This window comes from Pseudomonas sp. LAMO17WK12:I5 (genome assembly GCF_900215165.1).
Classification (GTDB): Bacteria; Pseudomonadota; Gammaproteobacteria; order Pseudomonadales; family Pseudomonadaceae; genus Aquipseudomonas; species Aquipseudomonas putida_A.
Genome location: NZ_OBDS01000013.1, coordinates 102,399 through 128,481, shown reverse-complemented (window position 1 = coordinate 128,481; position 26,083 = coordinate 102,399). Strand labels below are relative to the sequence as shown.

Genomic DNA, 26,083 nt, shown 5'->3' with positions numbered 1-26,083 from the left:
GAAGCAAATGGCAGTGATTTATGGGACGAGTGAAGCCGATGTCATGAGCGGCAGTGAAGGCAATGACGAGCTCTTCGGACTGGAATCGGATGATCAGATCTGGGGGACTGCCGGAGCCGATCTGCTGGATGGTGGCGAGGGTTTTGATTCCGTGGATTATCGAATCATGTCTTCGGGCGTCAGCGTCGATATCCGCCAAGGGCTTGCCAGCGTCACGAAGGCAGATGGTTCCATTGACACGCTGGTTGCCATCGAAAAAGTGGTCGGCAGCTTCCTTGATGACACCCTTGCCAGTTCGGTTTCCGGCGTCACGCTGGAAGGCAGCGGCGGGGATGACGTTTACATCATCGGCAGTGAGGGCGTGACGATCATCGAAGACGAGCGCGGCGGCTACGACGAGTTGCGCACCAGCGTTAACATCCAGAAGATGGACCCGTTCCTCGACAAAATGACCTTCACCGGAATCGGCGACTTCAAGGGCTACGGCAATGCCGAGCACAACGTGATCATTGCCGGCGCCGGTAATGACTGGCTGTGGGGTGGCGACGGTGGCGATCAGTTCATTGGCGGCGAGGGCTTCGACACCGTCAGCTATACCGACAGCCTTGAAGGCGTCAGTATCGAGCTCTCGAGCATGTGGGGCGCCACTGGTATTGCATTCGGCGATACCTACTCGAGCATCGAGGCCGTGCAGGGTTCGAATTTCAACGATGTGATCTTCGCCGGCGCAGGCGCAATGGTCATGGACGGTGCCGATGGCTTTGACGCCGTCGATTACAGCCGTTCCAACGACGCGGTCAGCATCGAGTTTCGTGATGGCAAGGGCTTCGGTTCCGGCGACTACGCCGAGGGCGACACCTTGATCAATGTGGAAAAGGTTGTCGGGACTAACCTGGACGATCACTTCACTGCCAACTCGGGTGGCGTGACCTTCGAAGGTGGCTGGGGCAGCGACGTCTACACGATCAACAGCGAGGGTGTGACCATCGTCGAGACAGACTCAGGCATGGGGTTTGACGAGCTGTACACCAGCCTGTCGGTTATGAAGATGGACCCGTTCATCGAGAAAATGACCTACACCGGTACAGCCGATTTCACCGGTTATGGCAATGATTCCGACAACTACATCTTCGGCGGCAGCGGCGATGACCTGTTCTACGGTGGCGCCGGACGGGATGTCTTCGTGGGCGGCGCGGGAATGGACATCGTCAGCTATGAGGACAGCGACACGGGTGTGGTGGCCACGCTGTGGAGAATCGGCCAGAACGGCACGGCTGACGGTGACACGCATTACGGTGTCGAAGGCTTGCGTGGCAGCCATTTTAACGATGAGCTGGGTGCCAACAGGGAAGATACGATTCTGGAAGGCAGCAGTGGTGACGATACCCTGAACGGCAACGATGGCAACGATCATCTCTATGGCGGGCTGAAGTCCGGTCTCGACGGCGACGTGGCGCAGGCTGACAAATTGTTCGGCGGCAACGGCGATGACGTCATCGTTAGTGCTGCGAATGACCTGGGCACTGTGGCGGACGGTGGACAAGGTAGTGACACCATCACGGTCCACAACGGCAGTGCCTTTGGTGATGACGGTTTTGACGTGCTCACCGGCACCGGCAACAGTTATCTGTTGTCAGGTGGCAGTGGCAACGACGTGCTGAACCTCAATCTCACGGGGCAGTCGGGCACTGGCGGCATCGCATTGGGCGGTATGGGTGACGATACCTATATCGTGAACACCACTGGGTTGGTATCGATTCAGGACGAGGGCTGGGATATCAATGACACCCTGATCCTGAACACCATCGCCAATATCAGCCAGTTGAACGTCACCCGCATCGGTGACGACGCCTATCTGCATGGTGCCAACGACGGCAGCGCCGGCGTTCCCGACAACGGCGTGAAGCTGCAGGGCTGGTACGCCGGGTACAACAACATCGAACATCTGCAGACCGCTGACGGCCAGTCCTACGACCTGCCTGCCACGATCGATGGATTCGCGATGTTTGGCTGATCCGTCCGATTCATTGAAGTAGCTTGATGAAAGGGATGACTCCGGCAACGGACTCATCCCTTTTTCATGCCTTGAATTCCCGCCGACGCAGCGCTCGCGGAGCTGGCGCGTTTCCTGCAAGTCCCCCTCAAATCGCCATAAAACGAGCGCTCGCGGTCATCGCAGCGGCGCCGCAGGCGGCAAAAGGGTTAGCCAGACGGCCCGCATCGCTCAACAAAGCCATGCGCAGCCCGGTGACGAACGAGAGGGGAGACGATGAAGGCAGTTATTTTGGCGGGTGGCCTCGGCACGCGCATCAGTGAAGAGTCGCACCTCAAGCCCAAACCCATGATCGAGATCGGCGGCAAGCCAATTCTCTGGCACATCATGAAGCAGTATTCCGCTCACGGAATCCACGACTTCGTGATTTGCCTGGGCTACAAGGGCTATGCGATCAAAGACTTCTTCGCCAACTACTTCCTGCACACCTCCGACGTCACGTTCGACATGCGCAACAACCGCATGGACGTGCACCAGAACTACAGCGAGCCGTGGAGCGTCACCCTGATCGACACCGGCGAGGAAACCATGACCGGTGGCCGTCTGCTGCGTGCCGGCCGTTACCTCAAAGATGAAGAGGCGTTCTGCTTCACCTACGGCGACGGCGTTTCCGACATCAACATTGCTCAACTCGTCGATTACCACAAAGCCCACGGTCGCCTGGCCACCGTCACCGCGGTGCAGCCGCCGGGACGTTACGGTGCCCTTGAGCGCCAGGGCGATCAGGTGCTCGGTTTCACCGAAAAACCGCGTGGCGACGGTGGCTGGATCAACGGTGGCTTTTTCGTGCTGTCGCCCAAAGTCCTGTCCTACATCGCTGGCGATGAAACCACCTGGGAGGCCGAGCCGCTGGCGCGTCTGGCAGAGGATGAACAGCTGAACGCCTTCGAGCACGAAGGCTTCTGGCATCCGATGGATACCCTGCGCGACAAGAACCACCTCGAAGCGTTATGGCAGAGCGGGGAGGCCCCATGGAAGCAATGGGCCTGAGTGCGGATTTCTGGCGCGGCAAACGCGTACTGGTCACCGGTCACACCGGTTTCAAAGGCAGCTGGCTGAGCCTGTGGCTGCAAAGCCTCGGCGCGCACGTCAGCGGTTTCTCGCTGGATCCGTCAACCGAACCGAGCCTGTATGAACTGGCGCGGGTTCACGAAGGGATCAACGATCAGCGCGGTGATCTGCGCGATCTCGGCGCGTTGCTGGAGATCATTGCCGACACCGAGCCGGAGATCGTTCTGCACCTGGCCGCGCAGCCACTGGTGCGTGAAGGCTATCGCGACCCGCTGGGCACTTACTCCAGCAACGTCATGGGCACGCTGAACCTGCTCGAAGCGATCCGTCAGGTCGGTTGCGTGCGCGCCTGCGTACTGGTGACGACCGACAAGGTTTACGCCAACAAGGAATGGCTGTGGCCGTACCGCGAAGACGAAGCCCTCGGCGGCCACGATCCCTACAGCAGCAGCAAGGCTTGCTGTGAACTGTTGGCGCAGTCTTACGCCGCGTCGTTTTTCCCGGCCGACAAGTACGCTGAACACGGTCTGGCCTTGGCCACCGCGCGCGCCGGCAACGTCTTGGGTGGCGGTGACTTCGCCCCTGAGCGGCTGATTCCCGACGTGCTCAAAGCCTGGACTGCCGACGAGCCGGTGACCTTGCGTTACCCGCAAGCCGTGCGCCCGTGGCAACACGCGCTGGAACCGCTGGCCGGTTACCTGCAACTGGCTGCCGGCCTCTACGAACAAGGCCCGGAATACGCCGGGGCGTGGAACTTCGGCCCGGGCGAGGCGGACATGTGCAGCGTCGGCGAAGTGGTCGAACTGCTCGCCAGTCGCTGGCCACAGGCACGCGGTTTGCGCATTGAGAAAAGCGAATTGCACGAGGCCGGTCTGTTGCGTCTGGACAGCAGTCGCGCCCGTCAGGTACTCGGCTGGCAGCCACGCTGGACCTTGCAGCAATGCCTGACCCAGACCCTCGACTGGCATCTGGCGTGGCAGAACGGCGATGACATGCGCAACGTCACTCTCGGCCAACTGAACCTGTACCGAGGCGCGCTGTGAGCGAGTTTTCCTTGAAACCGTTGCCGCTGGCCGGGCTGTTCAGCGTCCAGCACAGACGCTTCGAAGATCAGCGCGGGCATTTCGCCCGGCTGTTCTGCGAAGGCAGCCTGAGTGCGTTCGGCAGCGAATTTCACATCCGCCAGATCAACCATTCCTGCACCCGTGAAAAGGGCAGCGTGCGCGGTCTGCATTACCAGAATGCCAATGCGCCGGAAGCCAAGCTGATCACCTGCCTGCGCGGTGAAGTGTGGGACGTGGCGGTGGATCTGCGTCCGGATTCCGAAACCTTTCTGCACTGGCACGCCGAGCACCTCAAGGCTGGCGATGGTCGCAGCCTGTTGATTCCGGCCGGGTTCGCCCACGGTTTCCAGACCCTGACCGATGACGCCGAACTGCTTTACCTGCACAGCGCCGATTACGCGCCGGAGCACGAAGGCGGCTTGTCGGTGAACGATCCACGGCTGGCGATTGCCTGGCCGTTGCCTGTCAATAATTTGTCAGCGCGTGATGCCAGCCATCCCGCGCTTGATCAACACTTTGCCGGAGTGCGTCTATGAACTGCCGTGGGTGCGCCGCACCGCTGAGCCTGCCGCTGATCGACCTCGGCACCTCGCCACCGTCCAACGCCTACGTGCACGCCGAGCGCCTGGAACAGGCCGAGCAATGGGTGCCGCTCAAGGTTGCGGTGTGCCAGCAATGCTGGCTGGTGCAGACCGAGGATTACACCCGCGCCGACAGCCTGTTCGATGCCGAGTACGCCTACTTCAGTTCGTTCTCCAGCACCTGGCTGGCCCATGCCGAGCGTTATGTCGCCGAGATGGTCGAGCGCTTTGACCTGAGCGCCGACAGCCGTGTGGTCGAAGTCGCAGCCAACGACGGTTACCTGCTGCAGTACGTCGCCGCTCGCGGCATTCCGTGTCTGGGTGTCGAGCCGACCCGCAGCACCGCGCAAGCGGCGCGGGAAAAGGGTCTGCAGATTCGTGAAGTGTTCTTCGGTCGCGACAGCGCTGCGCAGCTGCACAGCGAAGGCTGGGGCGCCGACCTGATGGCCGCCAACAACGTGCTCGCGCATGTTCCGGACATCAATGATTTCCTCGGTGGTTTCGCCACGCTGCTCAAGCCGACCGGCGTCGCTACTTTCGAATTTCCGCAACTGCTGACGCTGATGGCTGGCGCGCAGTTCGACACGCTGTACCACGAGCACTATTCCTACCTGTCGCTGACCGCCGTGCAGACCTTGTGCGAGCGCAATGGTCTGGAAGTGTTCGACGTCAGTCAGTTGAGCACTCACGGCGGTTCGCTGCGGGTGTTCGTGCAGCGCCAGGACGGAGAGCGTCGTGCTGTGCAGCCGGCGGTGCAGCAACAGTTGCAGGCCGAGCTGGATGTCGGGGTGAAAACCCCTGAGTACTACGCGACCCTCGCGCCTGCTGCCGAACGCATCAAGCATGAACTGCTGCGCTTTCTGTTGCAGGCCAAGGCCGACGGCAAGCGGGTGGTCGGTTACGGCGCGGCGGCCAAGGGCAACACCTTGCTCAACTACGCCGGGGTCAAGCCGGATCTGCTGGCGTGGGTGGCCGATGCCAACCCGCACAAGCAGGGCAAGTTTCTGCCGGGCAGCCGTATCCCGATTGTCGCGCCGGCGCAGATCGACATCGAAAAACCGGACTACGTGCTGGTGTTGCCGTGGAACCTGCTGCACGAAGTCAGTCAGCAACTGGCGCAGGTGCGTCAGTGGGACGGGCGCTTCGTGATCGCCGTGCCTGAGATGAAAGTCCTGTGAAAGTCCTGGTTACCGGGGCCACGGGCTTCGTCGGTCGGCATCTGGTCGCGGCGTTGCTGGCGCGTGGCTGCGCGGTACGTGCGGTGGCGCGTAACGTCGAGACTGCGGCGAGCATGCCGTGGATCAACCACGTCGAATTCGTCGCGGCGGATATTCACGCGGCGGATCTGGACATTGCGGCGCTCACCGACGGTATTGACATCCTCGCGCACCTGGCCTGGCCGGGGTTGCCGAACTATCGGGCGCTGCTCCATTTCGAGCACAACCTGATGGCCGACTACCGCTTTATCAAAGGCGCGGTCGAGGCGGGTGTGGCGCAAGTATTGGTGACCGGCACCTGCTTCGAGTACGGCATGCAAAGCGGGCCTCTCAGTGAGCAGGTCGAGCCGCAGCCGAGCAATCCTTACGGTCTGGCGAAACACACGCTGCACCTGTTTTTGCAAAATCTGCAGCAGGAAAAACCGTTCACCTTGCAGTGGGCGCGTCTGTTCTATCTGCATGGCGAAGGGCAGAACCCCAACAGTCTGCTGGCGGCGCTGGACCGGGCGATCGATGCCGGCGAGACGTCGTTCAACATGTCTGGCGGCGAGCAACTGCGCGACTTTTTGCCGATCGCCAGCGCTGCTGATTACCTCGCCGCGATCCTGCACCAACGTGATTTCAACGGCGTGATCAATTGCGCCAGTGGCCAACCGGTATCGGTGCGCGCACTGGTTGAACAACGGCTGCGCGAGCGCGGTGCGGCACTGAAACTGAACCTCGGCCATTACCCGTATCCGAGCCATGAACCGATGGCGTTCTGGGCCGTGACCGAGCGTTTGCAACAGCTACTGGGAGAGCCGCAATGAGGCACGAGTTGTATCGGGTCACCGACCTGCCGGTGTTGCAGAACCGCACCTTCGCCGACCCGGAGTCGGCCAAGGCTTCGGCCAGCGCCGACATGCTGCTGGTGCAGGATGAGCGCAGCGGCCTGATCTTCAACGCCGCGTTCGATGCCGACAAGCTCAGCTATGACGCCGACTATCAGAACGAGCAGGCCCATTCGGGCCAGTTCCAGAAGCACTTGAGCGACGTCGAAGGCATCATCGCCAAACACTTCAAGGGCCAGGAGCTGATCGAAGTCGGCTGCGGCAAGGGCTACTTTCTTGAGCTGCTCAAGGGCCTCGGTTATTCGATCACCGGGATCGATCCGGCCTACGAAGGCGAGAACGCCGACGTGATCAAGGCGCCGTTCACCCGTGGTCTTGGCCTGGCAGCTGACGCCATTGTCCTGCGCCATGTGCTGGAACACATCGAAGACCCGGTGAGCTTTCTGGCGGTGATCGCCGAAGCCAATCAGGGCGGGCAGATCTACATCGAAGTGCCATGCTTCGACTGGATCCTCGAGCACAAGGCCTGGTTCGACCTGTTCTACGAGCACGTCAATTATTTCCGCCTCGATGACCTGCGCCGGATGTTCGGCACCGTGCACGAGGCCGGCCACCTGTTTGGCGGCCAATACCTGTACATCGTCGCCGACCTTTCGACGTTGCGCTTGACCCCGGAGCAACCGGTGCCACGCCTGACGCTGCCGGACGGTTTCACCGCCAGCCTTGAGCGCGCGGTGCAGATCATTCAGTCCGCACCCGAGCAGGGTTCGGCGATCTGGGGCGCGTCGTCCAAAGGCGTGATCTATTCGCTGTTCCTGCAACGCGCCGGTGTGGCGGTGGATCGCGTGGTGGATATCAACCCGGCCAAGCAGGGGCGTTATCTGCCGCTGAGCGGCGCGCGGGTGTCCTCGCCGCAAGAGGCGATGGATGCGCTGCCCGAAGGCGCCCACCTGTTTGTGATGAATTCCAATTACCTCGAAGAAATCAAGCGGATGACCGGTGGACGCTACGTCTATCACGCCGTCGACAGCGCTTCGTTCCAGTGACCATTGAGACTTTGAACATGACCGACAACAGCATCAACCAAGCTTTCGAAGCCGAGTGCCGCGAGCAGATCGCCCAGCAGGGTGACGACCAGAAACTCACTGGCCTGGCCCGTGATTTCTTCAACGAATCGGCCAAACACAAGTACAGCTATCACTTCTCGTGGATGGGCCGCCCGATCATCCAGCTGCCGCAGGACATGATGGCAATGCAGGAGATCATCTGGCAGGTCAAGCCGGATCTGGTCATCGAGTGCGGCATCGCCCACGGCGGTTCGATCATCTACTACGCCTCATTGCTGGAACTGCAAGGTCACGGTGAAGTGCTGGGCATCGACCTCGACATCCGCCCGCACAACCGTGAAGCGATCGAAAGCCACCCGATGGCCAAGCGCATCAAGATGATCGAAGGTTCGAGCATCGACCCGGCCATCGCCGCTCAGGTGCAGGCTGCGGCCAAAGGCAAGAAGGTCATTCTGGTGCTCGACTCCAACCACACCCACGACCACGTGCTCGAAGAGCTGCGCCTGTATGCGCCGCTGGTCTCGGTCGACAGCTACTGCGTGGTGATGGACACCGTGGTCGAAGACATGCCGGCCGATTTCTTCCCGGATCGTCCATGGGGCCCGGGCGACAATCCGAAAACCGCGGTGTGGAAGTACCTGGAAGAGAACCAGGACTTCGAGATCGACCAGCAGTTGCAGAACAAGCTGCTGATCACCGTGGCGCCGGACGGCTATCTGCGTCGCGTTCGTTAATTCGCACCATCACCAAAGCGTTATCTCGGCGAGTCGCCGGTTGTGGAGAGAAGTTATGCAAGGCAAGTACAGTTCTGAACTGGCGCTACCGCTCAACGAGCTGTTGACCGTGGTGCTGATTACTCACAATCGGCCGGCGTTCCTGCGTCGGGCGGTGAAGTATTACAGCAGCTTGCCCTGCCGGATCATGGTGCTGGACTCCACACCCGAGCGGCCGGAGGGGGATTTTTCCGCCGTCGATTACCATCACGTGCCGCAATTCGCCTACTGGGGCATGCAGGCCAAACTGGCGTACGGTGTAGAGCGACTGACCACGCCGTACATGGTGCTGGCGGCTGACGACGATTTCATCCTGCACGATTCGCTGGCCGAGTCCGTCGGTTTCCTTCAGGCGAATCCGGACTATGGCATGTGCCATGGCTATTGCCTGATGTACCTGACGCTGTCGGGTGGTGTGAGCTATTACCGTCGCGACAAGAAAGTCCAGGAAGACTATGCGTCCGAGCGGGCTCAGGATCGGGTTATCGACTACATGAGTCAGTACATCCCGCCGTTTTATGCGGTGACCCGTACTGACCTGATGAAAACCTGGCACTCGGCATTGCCGGCGGGTACCAATTTCCAGTGGCAGGAAATCGGCCACGTGTACTTCCTGCTGGCGAGTGCCAAGGCGCGGATTCTGCCGATGCCCTATGTGGTGCGCGAGATCAACTACGGCAATTCCGAGCACAGCACCGAGGTGTATCACTCGTTGACTTACGTCGACGCCAAATCGGTCGCCGAGCGAGAAGCGTTCGCTGAATTCCTTGCGTCGCTGCCGACCGGTATCAAGGATCTTGATGCGCAACAGGGCAAGGCGTTTGCCCTGCAGAGCTTCGAGGCGATGGTCGACAGCCTGCAAAGCGGCCGGGCACTGACGGCAGAACTGATTATTCAGTCCACCTGGAATCAGTCGCTCAAGAGGCCTGACCGGCGGTTCGGGCCTTTGCAATACGTCGAGATGCCGTTTTACAACCAGCCATTTTTCGATCGTCTGGAACAGTTCGAATTCATGCTGCACGCCATGCCCGCCGGGCGCATTCAACTGCGCGACCTGGAGGGTGTGTGGACCCGTCAGGCGCACTTGCTGCAGGCGCGCAACAACGATACCCCGGAAAGTGTTCTGGATCGCTTGTGGCAGGCGCACGACCTCAATGCGTTCAACCGCACCGTGGTCAAGCGTCTGGCACAACAGCTGGAACTGGCCGGCGAGGACGAAGAAGCGCAGAACATGCGCGACTGGAATGCTCGTCTCGAAGCGTTGACGCTGGAAGACCATCATCAGGTGTTCGACCAGACGCAGTCCGGCCGACTGCTCAAGTGGCTGGATTCGCGTCAGGCCGATGGTGCTCAGTTGGCATCGATTGCCGAGCACCTGTCGGTCAACGGCGGTGGCCCGCAGTTCGGCATCTTCCTGCTGGATCTGGACGATGACATCGACAAGTTGCAGGTCAGCCTCGACAGCCTGCTCGAAGGCCAATGCAAGGCGTTCAGAATTGTCGTGTTCACCACCGGCGAAGCGCCGGCGGCCACCACGGCGCAGAACACTTTGCACTTTGTCCGGGTTACGCCGGCCAACCTGGTCGATAAACTCAATCAGAGTGCCCGTCAGTCGCCGTGCGACTGGGTGCTGCTGGCCGAGGCGGGCGACGAGTTCACCGCCAGTGGTTTGTTGCGCGCCAGCCTGGAGTTGATGTCCGCAGGCGATTGCCGTGCTGTTTCCACCGACGAGATTCAGCGCGGGGAGAAGGGCGCGCTGATGGATGTGTTCCGTCCCGGCTTCAACCTTGACCTGCTCTTGAGCCTGCCGGGCCTGATGGCGCGACACTGGCTGGTGCGGCGTGACGCTTTGATCGAGGTAGGCGGCTACCGCGCCGATTTCAACAAGGCGCTGGAATTTGACGTGCTGCTGCGCATCATCGAAGAGCACGGTTTGAACAGCCTGGCCCACCTCGACGAGCCGCTGCTGATCACCGAAGCCGCGTCGCTGGAAGAAAACGCGCATGAGCGTCTGGCGCTGTTGCGCCACCTGGGCAATCGCGGCTACAAGGCCAAGGTCACCTCGGCGGTGCAGGGCATTTATCAGATCGATTACCACCACAGTGATCGTCCTCTGGTATCGATCGTGATTCCGGCCGGCGATGACCTGCCCGCCCTGCAACGCTGTCTCGAAGGGGTGCAACTGCGCACCCGTTATCACCATTACGAGATCCTGATCGCCACCACGGCCACGCAATCGGCCCAGGTCAATGACTGGCTGGGTACGTACCAGCATCCGAAAGTCCAGGTGCTGCGTGCCGATCAATCACTGAGCGTACCGGCATTGCTCAACGCCGCCAGCCGCCAGGCGCAGGGCGAATACCTGGTATTGCTTGCGGCCGACGCGGAAGTGGTCAACCCGAACTGGCTGGACTCGCTGCTCAACCATGCCCTGCGTCCGGAAATCGGCGTGGTTGGGCCGAAGCTGGTCGATCGCGACGGCAAAGTCAGCCAGGCCGGGCTGATCCTTGGTATGCATGGCGGGGTGGGTTCGGCGTTCGTCGGTGAGAAACATGATGCCGACGGCTATCTGTACCGGTTGTCGGTGGAGCAGAACTGCTCGGCGGTATCGAGCGTGTGCCTGATGGTGCGCAAAGAACTGTTTGAAGCATTGGGTGGTCTGGACGACAGCACATTCGGCGACGCTTTCAACGATGTCGATCTGTGTCTGAAAGCCGCTCAGGCCGGTTACCTCACGGTATGGACGCCGTCGGTGCAGGTCCTGCATCAGGGCGCGATTGCCCAGGCACCCCAGGCACTGGCAGCGCTACAGGAAAAATGGGCCGCCGCGTTCGCTCAGGATCAGGCGTACAACGCCAACCTGAGCCTGAGCGGCAAAGGGTATGGTCTGAACGACAGTGCGTCGCTGGACTGGTCGCAGTTACTCGCTTGAGTCCGTCGGACAAGGAACAGGAATCAGCACATGTTCAACGGTAAATCGATCTTCATCTCTGGCGGCACCGGCTCGTTCGGGCGCAAATTCATCGCCCGTCTGCTTGAGCAATACCAGCCCAAGCGCGTGGTGGTGTTCTCCCGCGATGAGCTCAAGCAGTACGAAATGCAGCAGACGTTCAACGCGCCGTGCATGCGTTACTTTCTCGGTGACGTGCGCGACGCCGACCGGCTGCGGCAGGCCATGCGCGGCATCGACTACGTGGTGCACGCGGCGGCGCTCAAGCAGGTGCCGGCGGCGGAGTACAACCCGACCGAGTGCATCCGCACCAACGTCAATGGTGCGGAGAACATCATCGCCGCCGCCATCGACAATGGCGTGAAGAAAGTCGTCGCGCTGTCCACCGACAAGGCCGCCAGCCCGATCAACCTGTACGGTGCGACCAAGCTGCTCTCGGACAAGTTGTTCGTCGCCGCCAACAACATTGCCGGCGAACAACAAACGCGTTTTGCCGTGGTGCGCTACGGCAACGTGGCCGGATCCCGTGGCTCGGTCGTACCGTTTTTCAGCAAGCTGATTGCCGACGGTGCGCAGGAGTTGCCGATCACCGACGAGCGCATGACCCGTTTCTGGATCACTCTGGATCATGGCGTGCAGTTTGTTCTCGACAGCTTTGCGCGGATGCACGGCGGCGAAGTGTTCGTGCCGAAGATCCCGTCGATTCGCATCGTCGATCTGGCGCGGGGCATGGCCGAGCATCTGCCGCACAAGAACGTCGGTATTCGTCCCGGGGAAAAACTGCATGAACTGATGGTGCCGCTGGACGATGCAAGGATGACCCTGGAATTCGAAGACCACTACACCATCCAGCCTTCCATCCGCTTTACCAGCGTCGATGTCGATTTCTCCATCGACAAGCTTGGCGAACATGGGCGGCCGGTGAGTGAAGATTTCGAATATCGCTCCGACACCAACCCGCACTACCTCTCGGTCGGGCAGATCGCCGAGCTGCACGCGAAGTTGTCGGCATGATTCCCTACGGTCGGCAGAGCGTTGATCAGGCGGACATCGATGCAGTGGTCGAGGTTCTGCAATCGGACTGGCTGACTCAAGGGCCAACTATCGAGCGTTTCGAGCAGGCAATGGCCGAACGATGCCAGGCCGACTTCGCGGTGGCGGTGTGCAACGCCACCGCGGCGCTGCACATCGCTTGCCTCGCTGCCGGCCTTGGCCCGGGTGATCGCTTGTGGACCACGCCGAACACTTTTCTGGCCTCAGCCAACTGCGGGCGCTATTGCGGCGCCGACGTGGATTTCGTCGACATCGATCCGCTGACCTGGAACCTCGATGCCTTCGCCCTCGCCGCGAAGCTCGATCAGGCCGAGCAGGACGGCACGTTGCCGAAAGTACTGGTGGCGGTGGCGTTCTCCGGGCAGAGCTGCGACCTGCGCAAGATTGCCGAACTGGCCGAGCGCTACAACTTCACGGTGATCGAAGACGCCTCGCACGCGGTGGGCGCCAGCTACGCCGGGCGTCCGGTGGGTTGCGGGGAGTTTGCGGCGATGACCGTGTTCAGTTTCCACCCGGTGAAGATCATCACCAGTGCCGAAGGCGGCATGGTCCTGACCAATCGCCCGCAACTGGCCGAGCGTCTGCAACGCCTGCGCAGCCACGGCATGACCCGCGATCCGCAGCATATGAGCGAACCCAGCCACGGCCCGTGGTATTACCAGCAGATCGAGCTGGGCTTCAATTACCGGATCACCGATTTGCAAGCGGCGCTGGGTCTGTCGCAACTGGCCAAACTGGACGGGTTTATCGCCCGTCGCCGCGAACTGGCGGCGCGTTACGACCGGTTGCTGGCCTACCTGCCACTGAGCTTGCCCAGCGCGCAGCCGGAGGCGGAATCGGCGTGGCACCTGTACGTGGTGCGCTTGCAGACCGAACGCATCGGCCTGACCCATCGTCAGGTGTTCGAAGGCTTGCGTGCCGCCGGTATCGGCGTGAACCTGCACTATATTCCGGTGCATTTGCAGCCGTACTATCGCGAACTGGGTTTCGCCGAGGGCGACTTCCCAGAAGCCGAGCGTTATTACGCCGAGGCGATCAGTCTGCCGCTGTATCCGCTGCTCAGTGACGAGCAGCAGGATCATGTGGTCGAGCAATTGCGCCGGCTGACCGAATGAATCCCGCTGCGGCGGCGAATGAGACTGTGCAATGCGTGATCTGAGTGAACAGGAAAAATTCTGGCAGGGCGATTTCGGCAACCAGTACGTCGATCGCAACGTCGGTCAGCCGCTGGTCGCGGCCAACCTGGCGTTGTTCGCCAAGGCCCTGAGCCGCGCCGGGCGCATCGACAGTGTGGTCGAGCTGGGCACCAATGCCGGCAACAACCTGCAGGCGCTGCGTCAACTGCTGCCGCACAGTGAATTGTTCGGCGTTGAGATCAATGAAAGCGCCTGTGCTCAGGCGCGGGCACTGGGCATCGCGCAGATCTGGCACGGCTCGCTGTTCGATTTTCCCCGCGAGCGCAGCTACGACCTGACCCTGAGCAAAGGCGTGCTGATCCATCTGGCGCCGGAGCTGCTGCCGACCGCCTATGCGCAGCTGTATGAGCTGAGCCAGCGCTACATCCTGATCGCCGAATACTACAATCCGGCGCCGGTGGAAGTGTCCTATCGCGGCAACAGCGGCAAGCTGTTCAAGCGCGATTTCGCCGGGGAAATGCTCGATCGTTATGCCGATCTGCAATTGCTTGATTACGGCTTTGGTTATCACCGTGACCGGCAATTCCCGGTGGACGACATCACCTGGTTTCTGCTGGAAAAACGTCCTTGAACAGCGTCGCAATCATCCCGGCCCGTGGTGGCAGCAAGCGCATCCCGCGCAAGAATCTGTTGCCGTTCGACGGTGTGCCGATGATTGTCCGCTCGATCCGTACGGCGCTCGACAGTGGCCTGTTCGAACAGGTCGTGGTCAGTACCGATGACGCCGACATTGCCGAGCTGGCGCTGGCCCATGGCGCGCAAGTGCCGTTCCTGCGCCCGGCTGAACTGGCGGATGATTTCACCGGCACCGCTGCGGTGATCGTGCATGCCTTGCAGCAACTGCCAGCCTTCGATTACGCCTGCTGCGTGTACGCCACGGCGCCGTTGTTGCAGGCGCGTTTTTTGCGCGAGGGATTCGAGTTGCTGCAGCAGCACCCGGACAAAGCCTTTGCGTTCTCCGTGTGCAGCTTTGGTTTCCCCGTGCAGCGGGCGCTGACGCTGGACGGGCAGGGCGCATTGACCGCGTTGTACCCGGAATTTCGCCAAACCCGCTCGCAGGATCTGCCCGAGGCCTTTCAGGACGCCGGCCAGTTTTACTGGGGTCGCAGCGAGGCGTGGTTGCGCGGTGAAGTGTTGTATTCGTCCGCGAGTCTGCCGGTCATTCTGCCGCGACATCTGGTACAGGACATCGACACACTGCAAGACTGGAAACGCGCCGAATACCTCTACGCCGCGCTCAAGGCCGGCGGAGAACTGCAATGAGAGTGCTGATCCGCGCTGACGCTTCGCCGACCATCGGCAGTGGCCACATTGCCCGTTGCCTGACGCTGGCGCGAGTGCTGCGCAAACAGGGCAGTCATGTCGCGTTTGCCTGTCGGCGGTTGCCCGGGCATCGGCTCGATGCCTTGGCTGCCGAAGGTTTCGAGACCTTCGCCTTGCCGGACGTCTACCCCGACGAAGACCCGCAGCAAGCCATTGAATCGATGCTGCCGTGGCAGGCGGACATTGAGGCGCTGGATGCCTTGCTGGCAGGTCACGCCGCATTCGACTGGATCATCGCCGACCACTACGGCCTTGATCATCACTGGCAAACCGCTGCCCGTCGTTGGGCGCCACGGATTGCGGCGGTGGACGATCTCGCCACCCGCCGTTACAGCGTTGATCTGCTGCTCAATCAGAACCTGTCCGGCCTCAGCGCAAACTATGCGCCGCTGCTGCCCGAAGACTGCCGCACCTTGCTCGGTCCGCGCTACGCCATGCTGCGCGAGGAGTTCGTCTGCCCGGCCATTGCGATCAAGCCCAAGGCGCGCCGGGTGCTGGTGAATTTCGGTGGTTTCGATGCGGCGATGCAGACCCATCACGCGATGTGGGCGCTGCAGGACTTCGCAGAGCTGGAAGTGGATTTCGTCGCCGGTGCAGACAATCCTGCGTGGGCGCAAATGCAGGCACTGGCCGCAACACGGCCGCATTGGCGTCTGCACAGTTTCGTCAGCGATTTCCAACAACGCATGACCGAAGCCGATCTGTTTATCGGCGCCGGCGGCGGCACCAGTTGGGAGCGTGCAGCCCTCGGCCTGCCGACCCTCTGCATCGCGGTATCGAACAATCAGCAGGCCAACGGCGAAGTGATGGCGGCGGCGGGGGCGCATGTGTTCATGGGCGCCCGCGAGCAGGTCAGCGTCGAACAAATGCGCAACGCCATCGGTTTTGTCGTCGACAATGTCTATCTGCGCCAGAGTCTGGCCGAGCGTTCACGGCAACTGGTCGATGGGCGCGGTGCGTTGCGCGTGGCGGCGGCGCTGGCCGGTGCGGTGCTCAAGCTGCGCCCGGCGACCCTCGATGATGCGCAATTACTGTTCGACGGGCGCAATGCCGAGGCTGTGCGGCGCTGGTCACTGGACACGGCTGCAATCGAATGGCCGCAGCACCTGAACTGGCTGAATGCGAGCCTGCGCAATCCGCAGCGTCTGCTGTTGATTGCGCAGGCCGATGACGGCGCGGTCGGCGTCTTGCGTTATGACCTGCGCGGCTTTGAAGCCGAAGTGTCGCTGTATCTGCTGGAAGGACGGCTCGGTCTCGGCTGGGGCAGGGCGCTGCTGGCGCGAGGCGAGGCGTTCGTCCGCGAGCACTGGCCGCAGATGACCGTTATCACCGCTCAGGTGCTGCCGGGCAATCGTTCGTCTTTGAATGTGTTTCGTGACGCCGGATTCACCCAGAATGCCTGCGCGTTCACCAAGGTTTTGAAGGATCACCGCGATGAGTAGTTTCAAGATTGGCGAGCGTCTGATCGGTGCCGATGCGCCGCCGTTCATCATTGCCGAGATGAGCGGCAACCATAACCAGTCGCTGGAGGTGGCCCTGCAGATTGTCGAAGCCGCCGCCAAGGCTGGCGCGCACGCCTTGAAGTTGCAGACTTACACCGCGCAGACCATGACTCTGGATCTGGCCGAGGGCGAGTTTTTCATCAAGGACCCGAACAGCCTGTGGGCCGGCACTTCGCTGTTCGACCTGTATGAGAAAGCTCATACCCCATGGGAGTGGCACGCGCCGATTTTTGCCCGGGCCAAAGCGTTGGGCATGCTCGCGTTCTCGACGCCGTTCGATGACACGGCGGTGGACTTTCTCGAAAGCCTCGATGTGCCGGCGTACAAGATCGCCAGTTTCGAAAACACCGACCTGCCGTTGATCCGCCGTGTGGCCGCGACCGGCAAACCGCTGATCATCTCCACCGGCATGGCCAGCATCGCCGAGCTCGACGAAACCGTGCGCGCCGCCCGCGAGGCAGGGTGCAAGGATCTGGTGCTGCTCAAATGTACCAGCACTTACCCGGCAACGCCGCTCAACAGCAATGTGCGCACGATCCCGCATCTGCGTGAACTGTTCGGTTGCGAGGTAGGTCTTTCCGATCACTCCATGGGCGTTGGCGTGTCCGTGGCCGCTGTGGCGCTCGGGGCGACGGTAGTGGAGAAACACTTCACTCTCGACCGTTCGGCGGGCGGGGTCGACGCCAGTTTTTCGCTGGAACCTGCGGAGCTGGCCAGTCTGGTGGTGGAAACCGAACGCGCCTGGCAGGCCATGGGCCAAGTGCATTACGGCGTCACCGAGGCCGAGCGCAAGTCGCTGGTCTATCGCCGTTCGCTGTACGTCACTGCCGACATGGCGGCCGGTGAAGCCTTTTCCGGGGACAATCTGCGCGCCATTCGCCCAGGTCTCGGTCTGCCGCCCAAGCACACCGATGCCGTCCTCGGTCGCCGCGCTCGTCAGGCGATCAAACGTGGCACGCCGCTGGACTGGTCGTTGGTCGAATAACCCGATCTGCAACCGATTCGGCAAAATAGCGTGACCTGCGAGTCATAACGCGCATCTTCACTGTATTGTATTGACCGGGGAGATGGCGCCTGGCCGTGTAATCGGTTCCAGTGATAGCCCTTTGCGCTCCCCGTGGCTGCCCTTTGTGGCGGCCGTTTTCTGTTTGTCGGCGCCCCTCGAATCCTTGCGAGCGGTGGTTTTGGGCTGTTTTTTATTGGGAAGCCGTAATGATTGGCATAAAAAGCATTGCGAGCTACGTTCCTGTAGCCGGCGTGGACAATTACGCACAAGGTGCAAAATTCGAGAAGGATGAAGAATTCATCCTCGGCAAAATCGGTTCGGCCTTCCTGCCGCGCAAAGACGCTGAACAGGAAACCTCCGATCTGTGCGTGGAAGCGGCCAATGCGCTGTTTGCCAGCAACCCTGAACTGAAGCGTGAATCGATCGACGCGCTGATCGTCGTCACCCAGAACGGTGACGAAGAAGGTCTGCCGCACACCGCTGCCATCGTCCAGGACAAACTCGGTCTGCCGACTAATGTCGCGGCGTTCGATATTTCCCTGGGCTGCTCCGGTTACGTCTACGGCATCTACGCGATCAAGGGCTTCATGGAAGCCGCCGGCCTGAAGAACGGCCTGCTGATCACCGCTGACCCGTATTCGAAAATCGTCGACCCGGAAGACCGCAACACCACCATGCTCTTCGGCGATGCCGCCACCGCGACCTGGATGGGCGAAGATCCTTCATGGGCGCTGGGCAAGGCCAAGTTCGGCACCGACGGTTCCGGCGCACCGCACCTGAAAGTCACCGATGGCGTGTTCTTCATGAACGGCCGTCAGGTGTTCAACTTCGCGCTGCTCAAAGTCCCGGCGCACTTGCACGAATTGCTCGACGACTCCGGCCTGAAGGCTGACGACATCGACGCCTTCTGCATTCACCAGGGCAGTGCGGCGATTGTCGATGCGGTGGCCCGCCGTTTCGAAGGCGAGCCGGAGAAGTTCATCAAGGATATGGTCGAGACCGGCAATACCGTCTCGTCGAGCATTCCGTTGCTGCTGGAAAAACACGTACTCGATTCCGACTGGCAGCGCATTGCCCTGAGCGGTTTCGGTGTCGGTCTGTCGTGGGGCTCGGCGATCATCTATCGTCCTTGAGTCGGTCAAAAACGGCGGATACAAAAATAGCGTTCAAGGTTACCCTTGAGCGCTATTTTTTTTGCCTGAATGGAGCGCTAGGCGGCATGAGCGAGTTTTTCCAACCCAACGCCCAGGTCATCCAGCAACGCTGGCCGGCGTTGTTCGAGCGGTTGCTGGCTGAAGACACCTCAGTCGTTCAAGCCGAACTAGTGCAGGGCTTGGGCTCGACGCTCAGCGTCAATGGCATTCAACTGACCAGTCGCCACGACCGCCTCCATGAAGCCCGCATCCAGGCGGCCAGCCTGGCGGAAAAATCGCAGTTGCATGTCTACGGCACTGGCCTCGGCGATTTGCCAACGGTGCTGCTGGAGCGCGCTGGCCTTGAGCGGTTGTACGTGCATATCCTCAATGGCGCGGTGTTCGCGCTGGTGCTGCAACTGCTCGATCAGCGCCCGTGGCTGGAAGATCCGCGTGTGCAGCTGTTCTATGCCGGTGATCTGTCAGACATCTGCACACCGTTCTTCGCCCTGCCGGCCGAGATGCTGCTGGCTGATGATTTCAACGCGAAGATCCGCGATCGGCTGGTCAGCGAAGTGCACCTGAGCTTCAACAATCGCGAGTTCGATCCAAACTTGCCGTTCATTCAACAGCGTTTGCAGGACTGCCTGCCGGTGTTGCTCGGCGATGATGATGTGGCGCAGTTGTTCGGCAGCGCCAATGGCCGGGAAATCTATGTGATCGGCACCGGGCCGACGCTGGAAGGGCATTTCCAGCGTCTGGCGGCGGTGCATGCGCAGGCTGAACGTCCATTGTTGATGTGCGTCGATACCGCTTACCGGCCACTGCGCGAACACGGCATCGTCCCGGATCTGGTGGTCACCATCGATCAGCGCATCAGCTTCCGGCATTTGCCGTTCGAGGACTCCGCTGGCATCCCGCTGGTGTATCTGCCTATGAGCGATCCTGCGGTGCTGACCGCCTGGAAGGGCAAGCGTTACGGCGGTTACTCGGCCAGCCCGGTGTATGCCGCGTTGCGTGAGCAATACCCGCGCGGACAACTGCATGTCGGTGGCAGCGTGATTCATCCGGCGGTGGATCTGGCGGTGAAGATGGGCGCGTCGCGCATTACCCTGTTTGGCGCCGACTTCGCCTTCCCGATGAACAAGACCCATGCTGGCTGGAATGACGGTGATCTGGGGCCAGGGGTCGATCAGGCGCGGCATTGGGTGCAGGACGGCCATGGCCAGCGGGTCAGCACCCAACTGAACTTTCGCGGCTATCTGTGTGTGCTGGAGCGCTATATCGCCGCGCATCCGCAGGTGCAGTTTTTCAACAGCAGTCGCGCGGGCGCACTGATCGCCGGGACGCAGTTCAATCAGGAGTTTGTGCAATGACAACGATTGAGCAGTGCGTCGACGAGTGCCGCCACTGCGCCGGGCTGTTTCGTCTAGGGCGTGATGTCGAGGCGGCGCTGGATATGGTCGATGTGTTCGAGGGCGCGCAGCAGTTGCTGATAACTGCGCCTGCGCCGATTCAGCAGGACTGGTCCTTTGTACTCACGCACATGCTCGATTGTCAGGAGCGTCAGGACTGGTTGGGGCTGGCTGACTGGATGGAGTACGAGCTGATCGAAGTGTTGCAAAAAGCACGATCGGCAAAATGAGCGACCGCACTGGCCCGCGGCTTTGCGCGCGGGTCGGTTTTATGGCGTCATTTTTTCGCAGGTGGGAGGGCGCTAAGCCCTTGTTTTCTCGGGGGTGGCAGGGTGATGGCAAATTTTTTTCAAAAAGCCCTCAAGCAACTTGCCAACCCGACGATAACTATTACGAAGGTTCTCTAGGCCATTCCAGGCGGTTGCCAGGGCCGGAAGCCGCAGTACCCAACCAACGAGGAATTCGTCATGGCTTTAACAGTAAACACCAACACCACGTCGCTGAACGTTCAAAAGAACCTGAACCGCGCTTCCGACGCTCTGTCGACTTCGATGCAGCGCCTGTCTTCCGGCCTGAAAATCAACAGCGCAAAAGACGACGCTGCTGGCCTGCAGATCTCGAACCGTATGTCTTCGCAGATCCGTGGTAACACCCAAGCCATCCAGAACGCCAACGACGGTATCTCCGTTGCTCAGACCGCTGAAGGCGCTCTGCAAGCTTCGACCGACATCCTGCAGCGTATGCGTGAACTGGCTGTTAAAGCACGTAACGGCACCAACGGCACTGCTGACCAGACCGCAACCAACGCTGAATTCGCTCAGATGTCTGACGAAATCACCCGTATCTCGGCTGCTACCAACCTGAACGGCAAAAACCTGCTGGACGGTTCGGCTGGTACTGTAACCCTGCAAGTTGGCGCAAACACCGGTTCGGCTAACCACATCGACCTGGTACTGAGCTCCAAGTTCGACGCCGTCAGCCTGTCCGTAGGTAGCGGTACTGTAGTTCTGACTGGTACCACCGGTACTGGCGCTGGTTCTGCTTCGCAGAACATCGACAACGCGATCACTGCAATCGACGCCGCTATCGCTGCAATCGGTGCAACTCGTGCCAGCCTGGGTGCTTCGCAAAACCGTCTGACCAGCACCATCCAGAACTTGCAGAACATCACCGAGAACACCACTGCTGCACAAGGTCGCGTACAAGATACCGACTTCGCCGCAGAGACTGCTAACCTGACCAAGCAGCAAACCCTGCAACAGGCTTCGACCTCTGTTCTGGCTCAAGCCAACCAACTGCCTTCCGCTGTACTGAAGCTGCTTCAGTAATTTCGGAATGAGTTTGGGCGGGAGGGTGCGCTGGTCGCGCTCTCTCGCTTTTTTACGTTAGGAGGTGATGAGCATGGACATGAGCGTAAAGCTTAACGTGTCTTATCCGGCTCCCAAGCCAGCGACGCCTGTTGCTGATAAGCCGTCGGAGACGCCAAAAGTTGCACCGGTCGACGCTCCGGTCGCTGACAGGAAAAGTCAGCAAACGGATGACGCCAAGTTGAAACTGGCGGTGCAAGAGATCGAGAAGTTCGTTCAATCGATCAAGCGTAACCTGGAGTTCTCGATCGACGAGCACTCTGGCAAGGTCATCGTCAAGGTGATCGCAAGCGAGACGGGCGAGGTGGTACGCCAGATCCCCTCCGCAGAAGCACTCAAGCTCGCAGACAGCCTCGCCAACGCAAGCCATGTGTTGTTCGACGCCAAAGTCTGATAGCTGGCATGAATAGTGTTTGTCTTTCTTGAATGACGCCTGGATGGGTCAAAAGTCTGGCAACAATCTGAAGGGAGATGCACATGGCAAGTCCAATTCTACCGGGTTCCGGACTGGGTTCCGGCCTGGACATCGGCGCGATCGTGACCGCGCTGGTCAACGCCGACAAGTCGCCGAAGCAGACGCAGATCGATTCCGCGACCAAGACCAATACCCTGAAGATTTCCGGTGTCGGCACGTTGAAGAGTGCGCTGACCGCGTACCAGACGGCGATGACCAACCTGGGCAGCAAGACCAACCCGGCGTTTGCCGGTTTCACGGCGACCTCGAGCAACACAGCGATTCTCGGCGCCACCTCCGATAACACCGCGGTGTCGGGGACTTACAACGTTGTTGTCAACCAATTGGCCACTGGCTCGAAAGTTGCCAGCGCTTCTTTCGCCGGCGGTGCTGCCAGTGCCATTCCGAGTGGTACCCTGAAAATCAGTCAGAATGGCACTGATTACAATGTCACGATCCCGGCCAATGCAACCTTGCAGAGCACCCGTGACGCAATCAACACGGCTCAGGGCTCAAATGGTATTTCTGCCAACATCGTGACCGACAGCAGCGGTGCTTCACGCCTGGTGATCAGCTCGAACAAGACGGGCGCCGGTACCGACCTCTCTGTCAGCGGGATTGCCGGTCTGGAGATCGACGGTACTCAGCCGATGGGTACCAATCCGGCGGCAGGCGCCTCTGGCAACGTCAATGGCCCTGCACAAGATGCCAAGGTGACCATCGACGGCCTGCAGGTTTCCAGCAAGAGCAATACGGTCAGTGGTGCAATCAGCGGCCTGACCCTGAATCTGACCACTGTCAGTCCTCTCGTTGGTGGCGTTGTCACGCCGACCGTTGTCAGCGTCGATACCAACACCAAGGGGCTGCAGGCCTCGGTTCAGGCTTTTGTTGACGCCTACAACACCCTGAAGACCACCATCGACACGCTTTCCAAGGCTACGCCTGATGAAGACGGCAAACTGACAGTGCAGGCGGCGTTTACCGGTGACTCGTTGCCGCGTTCGCTGATCGCCGACATCCGTGGCCAGTTGACTGCTCCTGGTGCTGGTGCAAAGGGTTCTTTGTCCTATCTGTCGGAGATCGGTGTGATGACCGACCGCAACACCGGCAACCTGACATTTGATACTGCTGCGTTCACCAAAACCATGGCTCAGCCCGGCAAGGCTGGCCAGGTGCAGCAGATGTTCACCGGGACCGACGACACCAACGGTCTGCTGGCGCGCATGAACAAGGCAGTGGATCCGTATCTGAAGGCGCCTGCCGGTAGCGCCCCTACTGCCGTAGGCCTGCTTGATCAGCGCATGTCCATCCTGAACAACAACACCAAGAGCCTGACCAGCCAGCAATTGGCGCTGGATCTGCGTGTTGCCAACCTGACCAAGACGTTGACTGCAAAGTACAACGCCATGGACTTGCTGGTAGGGCAGATGAAGGCGACGGCGAGCAATATCACGTCGTTCTTCAGCTCGCTGAACGCTCAGCAATCCGCGAAGTAACAGGCAATAACGACAAAAACCCGGCTACGCTTTATCGGCGTGCGCCGGGTTTTTGTCTTTTGATCTAAAGTTCTGTGATTCGTTGGCGATACACTGGGTATACGAGTCATTGTGGCAATGAGGTAGAACATGAACCCAATGTTAGCCCTTCGGCAATATCAGAAAGTCGGCGCGCACGCCCAGACCTCCGAGGCGAGTCCGCACCGTCTGGTGCAAATGCTGATGGAAGGCGGGCTGGCCCGCATCGCTCAGGCCAAGGGTGCCATCGAGCGCAAGGACATTCCTGGCAAATGCACCTCGATCAGCAAGGCCATTGGCATTGTCAGCGGGCTGCGCGAAGGTCTGGATCTGGAAAAGTGTGCCGATGAACTGGCCGATCTGGACGGGCTGTACATCTACATGATGAAGCGACTCGCCGAGGCCAACATCAACAGCGATCCGCGCATTCTCGATGAGGTCGCCGGCTTGCTGAGCACGGTCAAAGAAGGCTGGGATGCCATCGCCCCCGAGCCTGCTCCGCAGTTTTAAAGGAGAGCACCATGAGTCTTGTATTGCAGCGAATCGCCGACACCCGTGAAGCGCTGGTCAGTGCGCTGGCCGAACGCAACTGGGAAGCCATTGGCGAGCTGGATCTGGCTTGCCGTTCCTGCATGGAAGACGTCATGGCCGAGGCCTCGCTGGATGAGGAGGCCTTGCGCAGTAACCTTGAGGAATTGCTCCATGTCTACAAGGAGCTTCTGGAGGCGGCGATGGGTGAGCGGCAGGCGATAGCCAATGAGATGTCGCAGATCACCCAAGCGCAAAAGGCGGCAAAGGTTTACCATCTGTTTGGTTAATTAACCCCCAGTTAATCCAGACATGTGCGCCATAAATTTGACTGTGCACGGTTTTTTGACTTAACTAGTGGCTGTTTTCAGATTTCAGGCGTCTACAGGCACAAGGTGTCCTGCAAGCGTCTCGCTTGCCCCATTTTTCGGGCATTGAGTTGACTAGGGAAGTTGCTATTGCATGTGGCGTGAAACCAAAATTCTGCTGATCGATGACGATAGCGTCCGCCGCCGCGACCTGGCGGTGATTTTAAATTTTCTCGGCGAAGAAAATTTACCCTGCGGCAGCCATGACTGGCAGCAGGCTGTCGGCTCTTTGTCATCGAGTCGTGAAGTCATCTGTGTACTGATCGGGACGGTAAATGCTCCGGGTGCACTTTTGGGCTTGTTAAAGACACTCTCGACGTGGGATGAGTTCCTTCCGGTTTTGCTGATGGGCGATAATTCTTCCGTCGACCTGCCGGAAGACCAGCGCCGCCGGGTGCTTTCGACCCTGGAAATGCCGCCCAGCTACAGCAAACTGCTCGACTCCCTGCACCGTGCCCAGGTCTATCGCGAGATGTACGACCAGGCCCGCGAGCGCGGTCGTCATCGCGAGCCCAACCTGTTCCGCAGCCTTGTCGGCACCAGCCGGGCGATTCAGCACGTCCGGCAGATGATGCAGCAAGTGGCTGATACCGACGCCAGCGTGCTGATCCTCGGCGAGTCCGGCACCGGCAAGGAAGTGGTTGCGCGCAACCTGCATTACCACTCCAAGCGTCGCGACGCGCCTTTCGTGCCGGTCAACTGCGGGGCGATCCCGGCAGAGCTGCTGGAAAGCGAACTGTTTGGCCACGAGAAGGGCGCCTTCACCGGTGCGATCACCAGCCGTGCCGGGCGTTTCGAACTGGCCAACGGCGGTACGCTGTTCCTCGACGAAATCGGCGATATGCCGCTGCCGATGCAGGTCAAGCTGCTGCGCGTGCTGCAGGAACGCACTTTCGAACGCGTGGGCAGCAACAAGACCCAGAGCGTCGACGTGCGCATCATTGCCGCGACCCACAAGAATCTCGAAAGCATGATCGAGATCGGCACCTTCCGCGAAGACCTCTACTATCGCCTGAACGTGTTCCCGATCGAGATGGCGCCGCTGCGTGAGCGCGTCGAAGACATCCCGCTGCTGATGAACGAACTGATCTCGCGCATGGAACACGAAAAGCGCGGTTCGATCCGTTTCAACTCGGCCGCGATCATGTCGCTGTGCCGTCACGGCTGGCCGGGCAACGTCCGCGAGCTGGCCAACCTGGTGGAACGCATGGCGATCATGCATCCGTACGGGGTGATCGGCGTGGTCGAGTTGCCGAAGAAATTCCGCTACGTCGACGACGAAGACGAGCAGATGGTCGACAGCCTGCGCAGCGATCTCGAAGAGCGCGTGGCGATCAACGGTCATACGCCGGACTTTACCGCCAACGCGATGCTGCCGCCGGAAGGCCTGGACCTCAAGGACTACCTCGGTGGTCTGGAACAGGGCCTGATCCAGCAGGCGCTGGACGACGCCAATGGCATCGTGGCGCGTGCCGCCGAACGCCTGCGTATTCGTCGCACCACGTTGGTGGAGAAGATGCGCAAGTACGGCATGAGCCGGCGCGAAGGAGACGAACAGGCGGATGATTGACGCCTGTTTTTCAACGCCTTCATTTATAAGCAGTTTTTTTTAGGCACGGGTATTGCTACAGCCCTCGCAACGTTCCGTTTAACTGACGGTCAGCCAAGCGAGAGAACA

General features: G+C 60.4%; 24 protein-coding genes. All 24 read left to right on the top strand.

Going from position 1 to position 26,083, the window contains the following annotated elements:
• Positions 1-7: 7 nt before the first annotated feature.
• The 24 genes from CRO59_RS22870 (at position 8) to CRO59_RS22755 (ending at position 25,975) form a co-directional block, all read left to right on the top strand.
• Positions 8-2,014 (top strand): calcium-binding protein, encoded by a 2,007-nt coding sequence (locus CRO59_RS22870; RefSeq protein WP_097090156.1) that lies wholly within the window; start codon positions 8-10, stop codon positions 2,012-2,014.
• Between the two features lie 255 nt (positions 2,015-2,269).
• Positions 2,270-3,043: a glucose-1-phosphate cytidylyltransferase gene (gene rfbF / locus CRO59_RS22865; protein WP_095139348.1), complete on the top strand. Its 774-nt coding sequence runs from the start codon at positions 2,270-2,272 to the stop codon at positions 3,041-3,043.
• Entirely contained in the window at positions 3,025-4,107 is a 1,083-nt protein-coding gene (rfbG, locus tag CRO59_RS22860) for a CDP-glucose 4,6-dehydratase (protein ID WP_097090155.1), read from the top strand. Before rfbF ends, rfbG begins: the two co-directional genes overlap by 19 nt.
• Positions 4,104-4,664 carry a dTDP-4-dehydrorhamnose 3,5-epimerase family protein gene (locus CRO59_RS22855; RefSeq protein WP_097090154.1) on the top strand — a complete coding sequence of 187 codons (561 nt, stop codon included), beginning with the start codon at positions 4,104-4,106 and terminating at the stop codon, positions 4,662-4,664. Before rfbG ends, CRO59_RS22855 begins: the two co-directional genes overlap by 4 nt.
• The gene (locus CRO59_RS22850; RefSeq protein WP_027614217.1) at positions 4,661-5,887 is read left to right on the top strand and encodes a class I SAM-dependent methyltransferase; all 1,227 of its coding nucleotides are present in this window, start codon (positions 4,661-4,663) and stop codon (positions 5,885-5,887) included. Before CRO59_RS22855 ends, CRO59_RS22850 begins: the two co-directional genes overlap by 4 nt.
• Complete coding sequence (locus tag CRO59_RS22845) at positions 5,884-6,735, top strand: NAD(P)-dependent oxidoreductase (RefSeq protein WP_097090153.1); 852 nt, start codon at positions 5,884-5,886, stop codon at positions 6,733-6,735. The genes CRO59_RS22850 and CRO59_RS22845 overlap by 4 nt, the downstream gene beginning before the upstream one ends.
• A complete protein-coding gene (locus CRO59_RS22840) occupies positions 6,732-7,802 on the top strand; it encodes a class I SAM-dependent methyltransferase (protein ID WP_097090152.1) in 1,071 nt (356 codons plus the stop codon). Before CRO59_RS22845 ends, CRO59_RS22840 begins: the two co-directional genes overlap by 4 nt.
• Positions 7,803-7,819: 17 nt before the next feature.
• Positions 7,820-8,557, top strand: coding sequence for a cephalosporin hydroxylase family protein (locus CRO59_RS22835; RefSeq protein WP_027614220.1), 738 nt, complete (start codon positions 7,820-7,822; stop codon positions 8,555-8,557).
• 55 nt (positions 8,558-8,612) lie between these two features.
• The gene (locus CRO59_RS22830) at positions 8,613-11,528 is read left to right on the top strand and encodes a TIGR00180 family glycosyltransferase (RefSeq protein WP_097090151.1); all 2,916 of its coding nucleotides are present in this window, start codon (positions 8,613-8,615) and stop codon (positions 11,526-11,528) included.
• A gap of 30 nt (positions 11,529-11,558) precedes the next feature.
• Positions 11,559-12,560: a UDP-N-acetylglucosamine 4,6-dehydratase (inverting) gene (gene pseB, locus CRO59_RS22825; RefSeq protein ID WP_027614222.1), complete on the top strand. Its 1,002-nt coding sequence runs from the start codon at positions 11,559-11,561 to the stop codon at positions 12,558-12,560.
• A complete protein-coding gene (gene pseC, locus CRO59_RS22820; RefSeq protein ID WP_097090150.1) occupies positions 12,557-13,714 on the top strand; it encodes a UDP-4-amino-4,6-dideoxy-N-acetyl-beta-L-altrosamine transaminase in 1,158 nt (385 codons plus the stop codon). The genes pseB and pseC overlap by 4 nt, the downstream gene beginning before the upstream one ends.
• Before the next feature lie 31 nt (positions 13,715-13,745).
• Complete coding sequence (locus CRO59_RS22815; RefSeq protein ID WP_097090149.1) at positions 13,746-14,366, top strand: pseudaminic acid biosynthesis-associated methylase; 621 nt, start codon at positions 13,746-13,748, stop codon at positions 14,364-14,366.
• Positions 14,363-15,058, top strand: a complete 696-nt coding sequence (gene pseF / locus CRO59_RS22810; protein WP_097090148.1) for a pseudaminic acid cytidylyltransferase — start codon at positions 14,363-14,365, stop codon at positions 15,056-15,058. The genes CRO59_RS22815 and pseF overlap by 4 nt, the downstream gene beginning before the upstream one ends.
• A complete protein-coding gene (gene pseG, locus CRO59_RS22805) occupies positions 15,055-16,560 on the top strand; it encodes a UDP-2,4-diacetamido-2,4,6-trideoxy-beta-L-altropyranose hydrolase (RefSeq protein WP_097090147.1) in 1,506 nt (501 codons plus the stop codon). The genes pseF and pseG overlap by 4 nt, the downstream gene beginning before the upstream one ends.
• Positions 16,553-17,605 (top strand): pseudaminic acid synthase, encoded by a 1,053-nt coding sequence (pseI, locus tag CRO59_RS22800; protein WP_097090146.1) that lies wholly within the window; start codon positions 16,553-16,555, stop codon positions 17,603-17,605. Before pseG ends, pseI begins: the two co-directional genes overlap by 8 nt.
• 227 nt (positions 17,606-17,832) lie before the next feature.
• Positions 17,833-18,759, top strand: a complete 927-nt coding sequence (locus CRO59_RS22795) for a ketoacyl-ACP synthase III (RefSeq protein ID WP_096796272.1) — start codon at positions 17,833-17,835, stop codon at positions 18,757-18,759.
• An 86-nt stretch (positions 18,760-18,845) separates the two neighbouring features.
• A complete protein-coding gene (locus CRO59_RS22790; protein WP_097090145.1) occupies positions 18,846-20,135 on the top strand; it encodes a motility associated factor glycosyltransferase family protein in 1,290 nt (429 codons plus the stop codon).
• Positions 20,132-20,404, top strand: coding sequence for a hypothetical protein (locus CRO59_RS22785; protein ID WP_097090144.1), 273 nt, complete (start codon positions 20,132-20,134; stop codon positions 20,402-20,404). The genes CRO59_RS22790 and CRO59_RS22785 overlap by 4 nt, the downstream gene beginning before the upstream one ends.
• A gap of 237 nt (positions 20,405-20,641) precedes the next feature.
• On the top strand, positions 20,642-21,502 hold the full coding sequence (locus CRO59_RS22780; RefSeq protein ID WP_007958307.1) for a flagellin domain-containing protein: 861 nt from the start codon (positions 20,642-20,644) through the stop codon (positions 21,500-21,502).
• Between the two features lie 73 nt (positions 21,503-21,575).
• Positions 21,576-21,935 (top strand): flagellar protein FlaG, encoded by a 360-nt coding sequence (locus tag CRO59_RS22775; protein WP_097090143.1) that lies wholly within the window; start codon positions 21,576-21,578, stop codon positions 21,933-21,935.
• Positions 21,936-22,018: 83 nt separating this feature from the next.
• On the top strand, positions 22,019-23,491 hold the full coding sequence (fliD, locus tag CRO59_RS22770) for a flagellar filament capping protein FliD (RefSeq protein ID WP_097090142.1): 1,473 nt from the start codon (positions 22,019-22,021) through the stop codon (positions 23,489-23,491).
• A 129-nt stretch (positions 23,492-23,620) separates the two neighbouring features.
• Positions 23,621-24,019 (top strand): flagellar export chaperone FliS, encoded by a 399-nt coding sequence (gene fliS / locus CRO59_RS22765; RefSeq protein WP_027614233.1) that lies wholly within the window; start codon positions 23,621-23,623, stop codon positions 24,017-24,019.
• Positions 24,020-24,030: 11 nt separating this feature from the next.
• Entirely contained in the window at positions 24,031-24,327 is a 297-nt protein-coding gene (gene fliT, locus CRO59_RS22760; protein WP_007966233.1) for a flagellar protein FliT, read from the top strand.
• A 172-nt stretch (positions 24,328-24,499) separates the two neighbouring features.
• On the top strand, positions 24,500-25,975 hold the full coding sequence (locus CRO59_RS22755) for a sigma-54 dependent transcriptional regulator (RefSeq protein ID WP_003222863.1): 1,476 nt from the start codon (positions 24,500-24,502) through the stop codon (positions 25,973-25,975).
• The last annotated feature ends 108 nt before the right edge of the window (positions 25,976-26,083 follow it).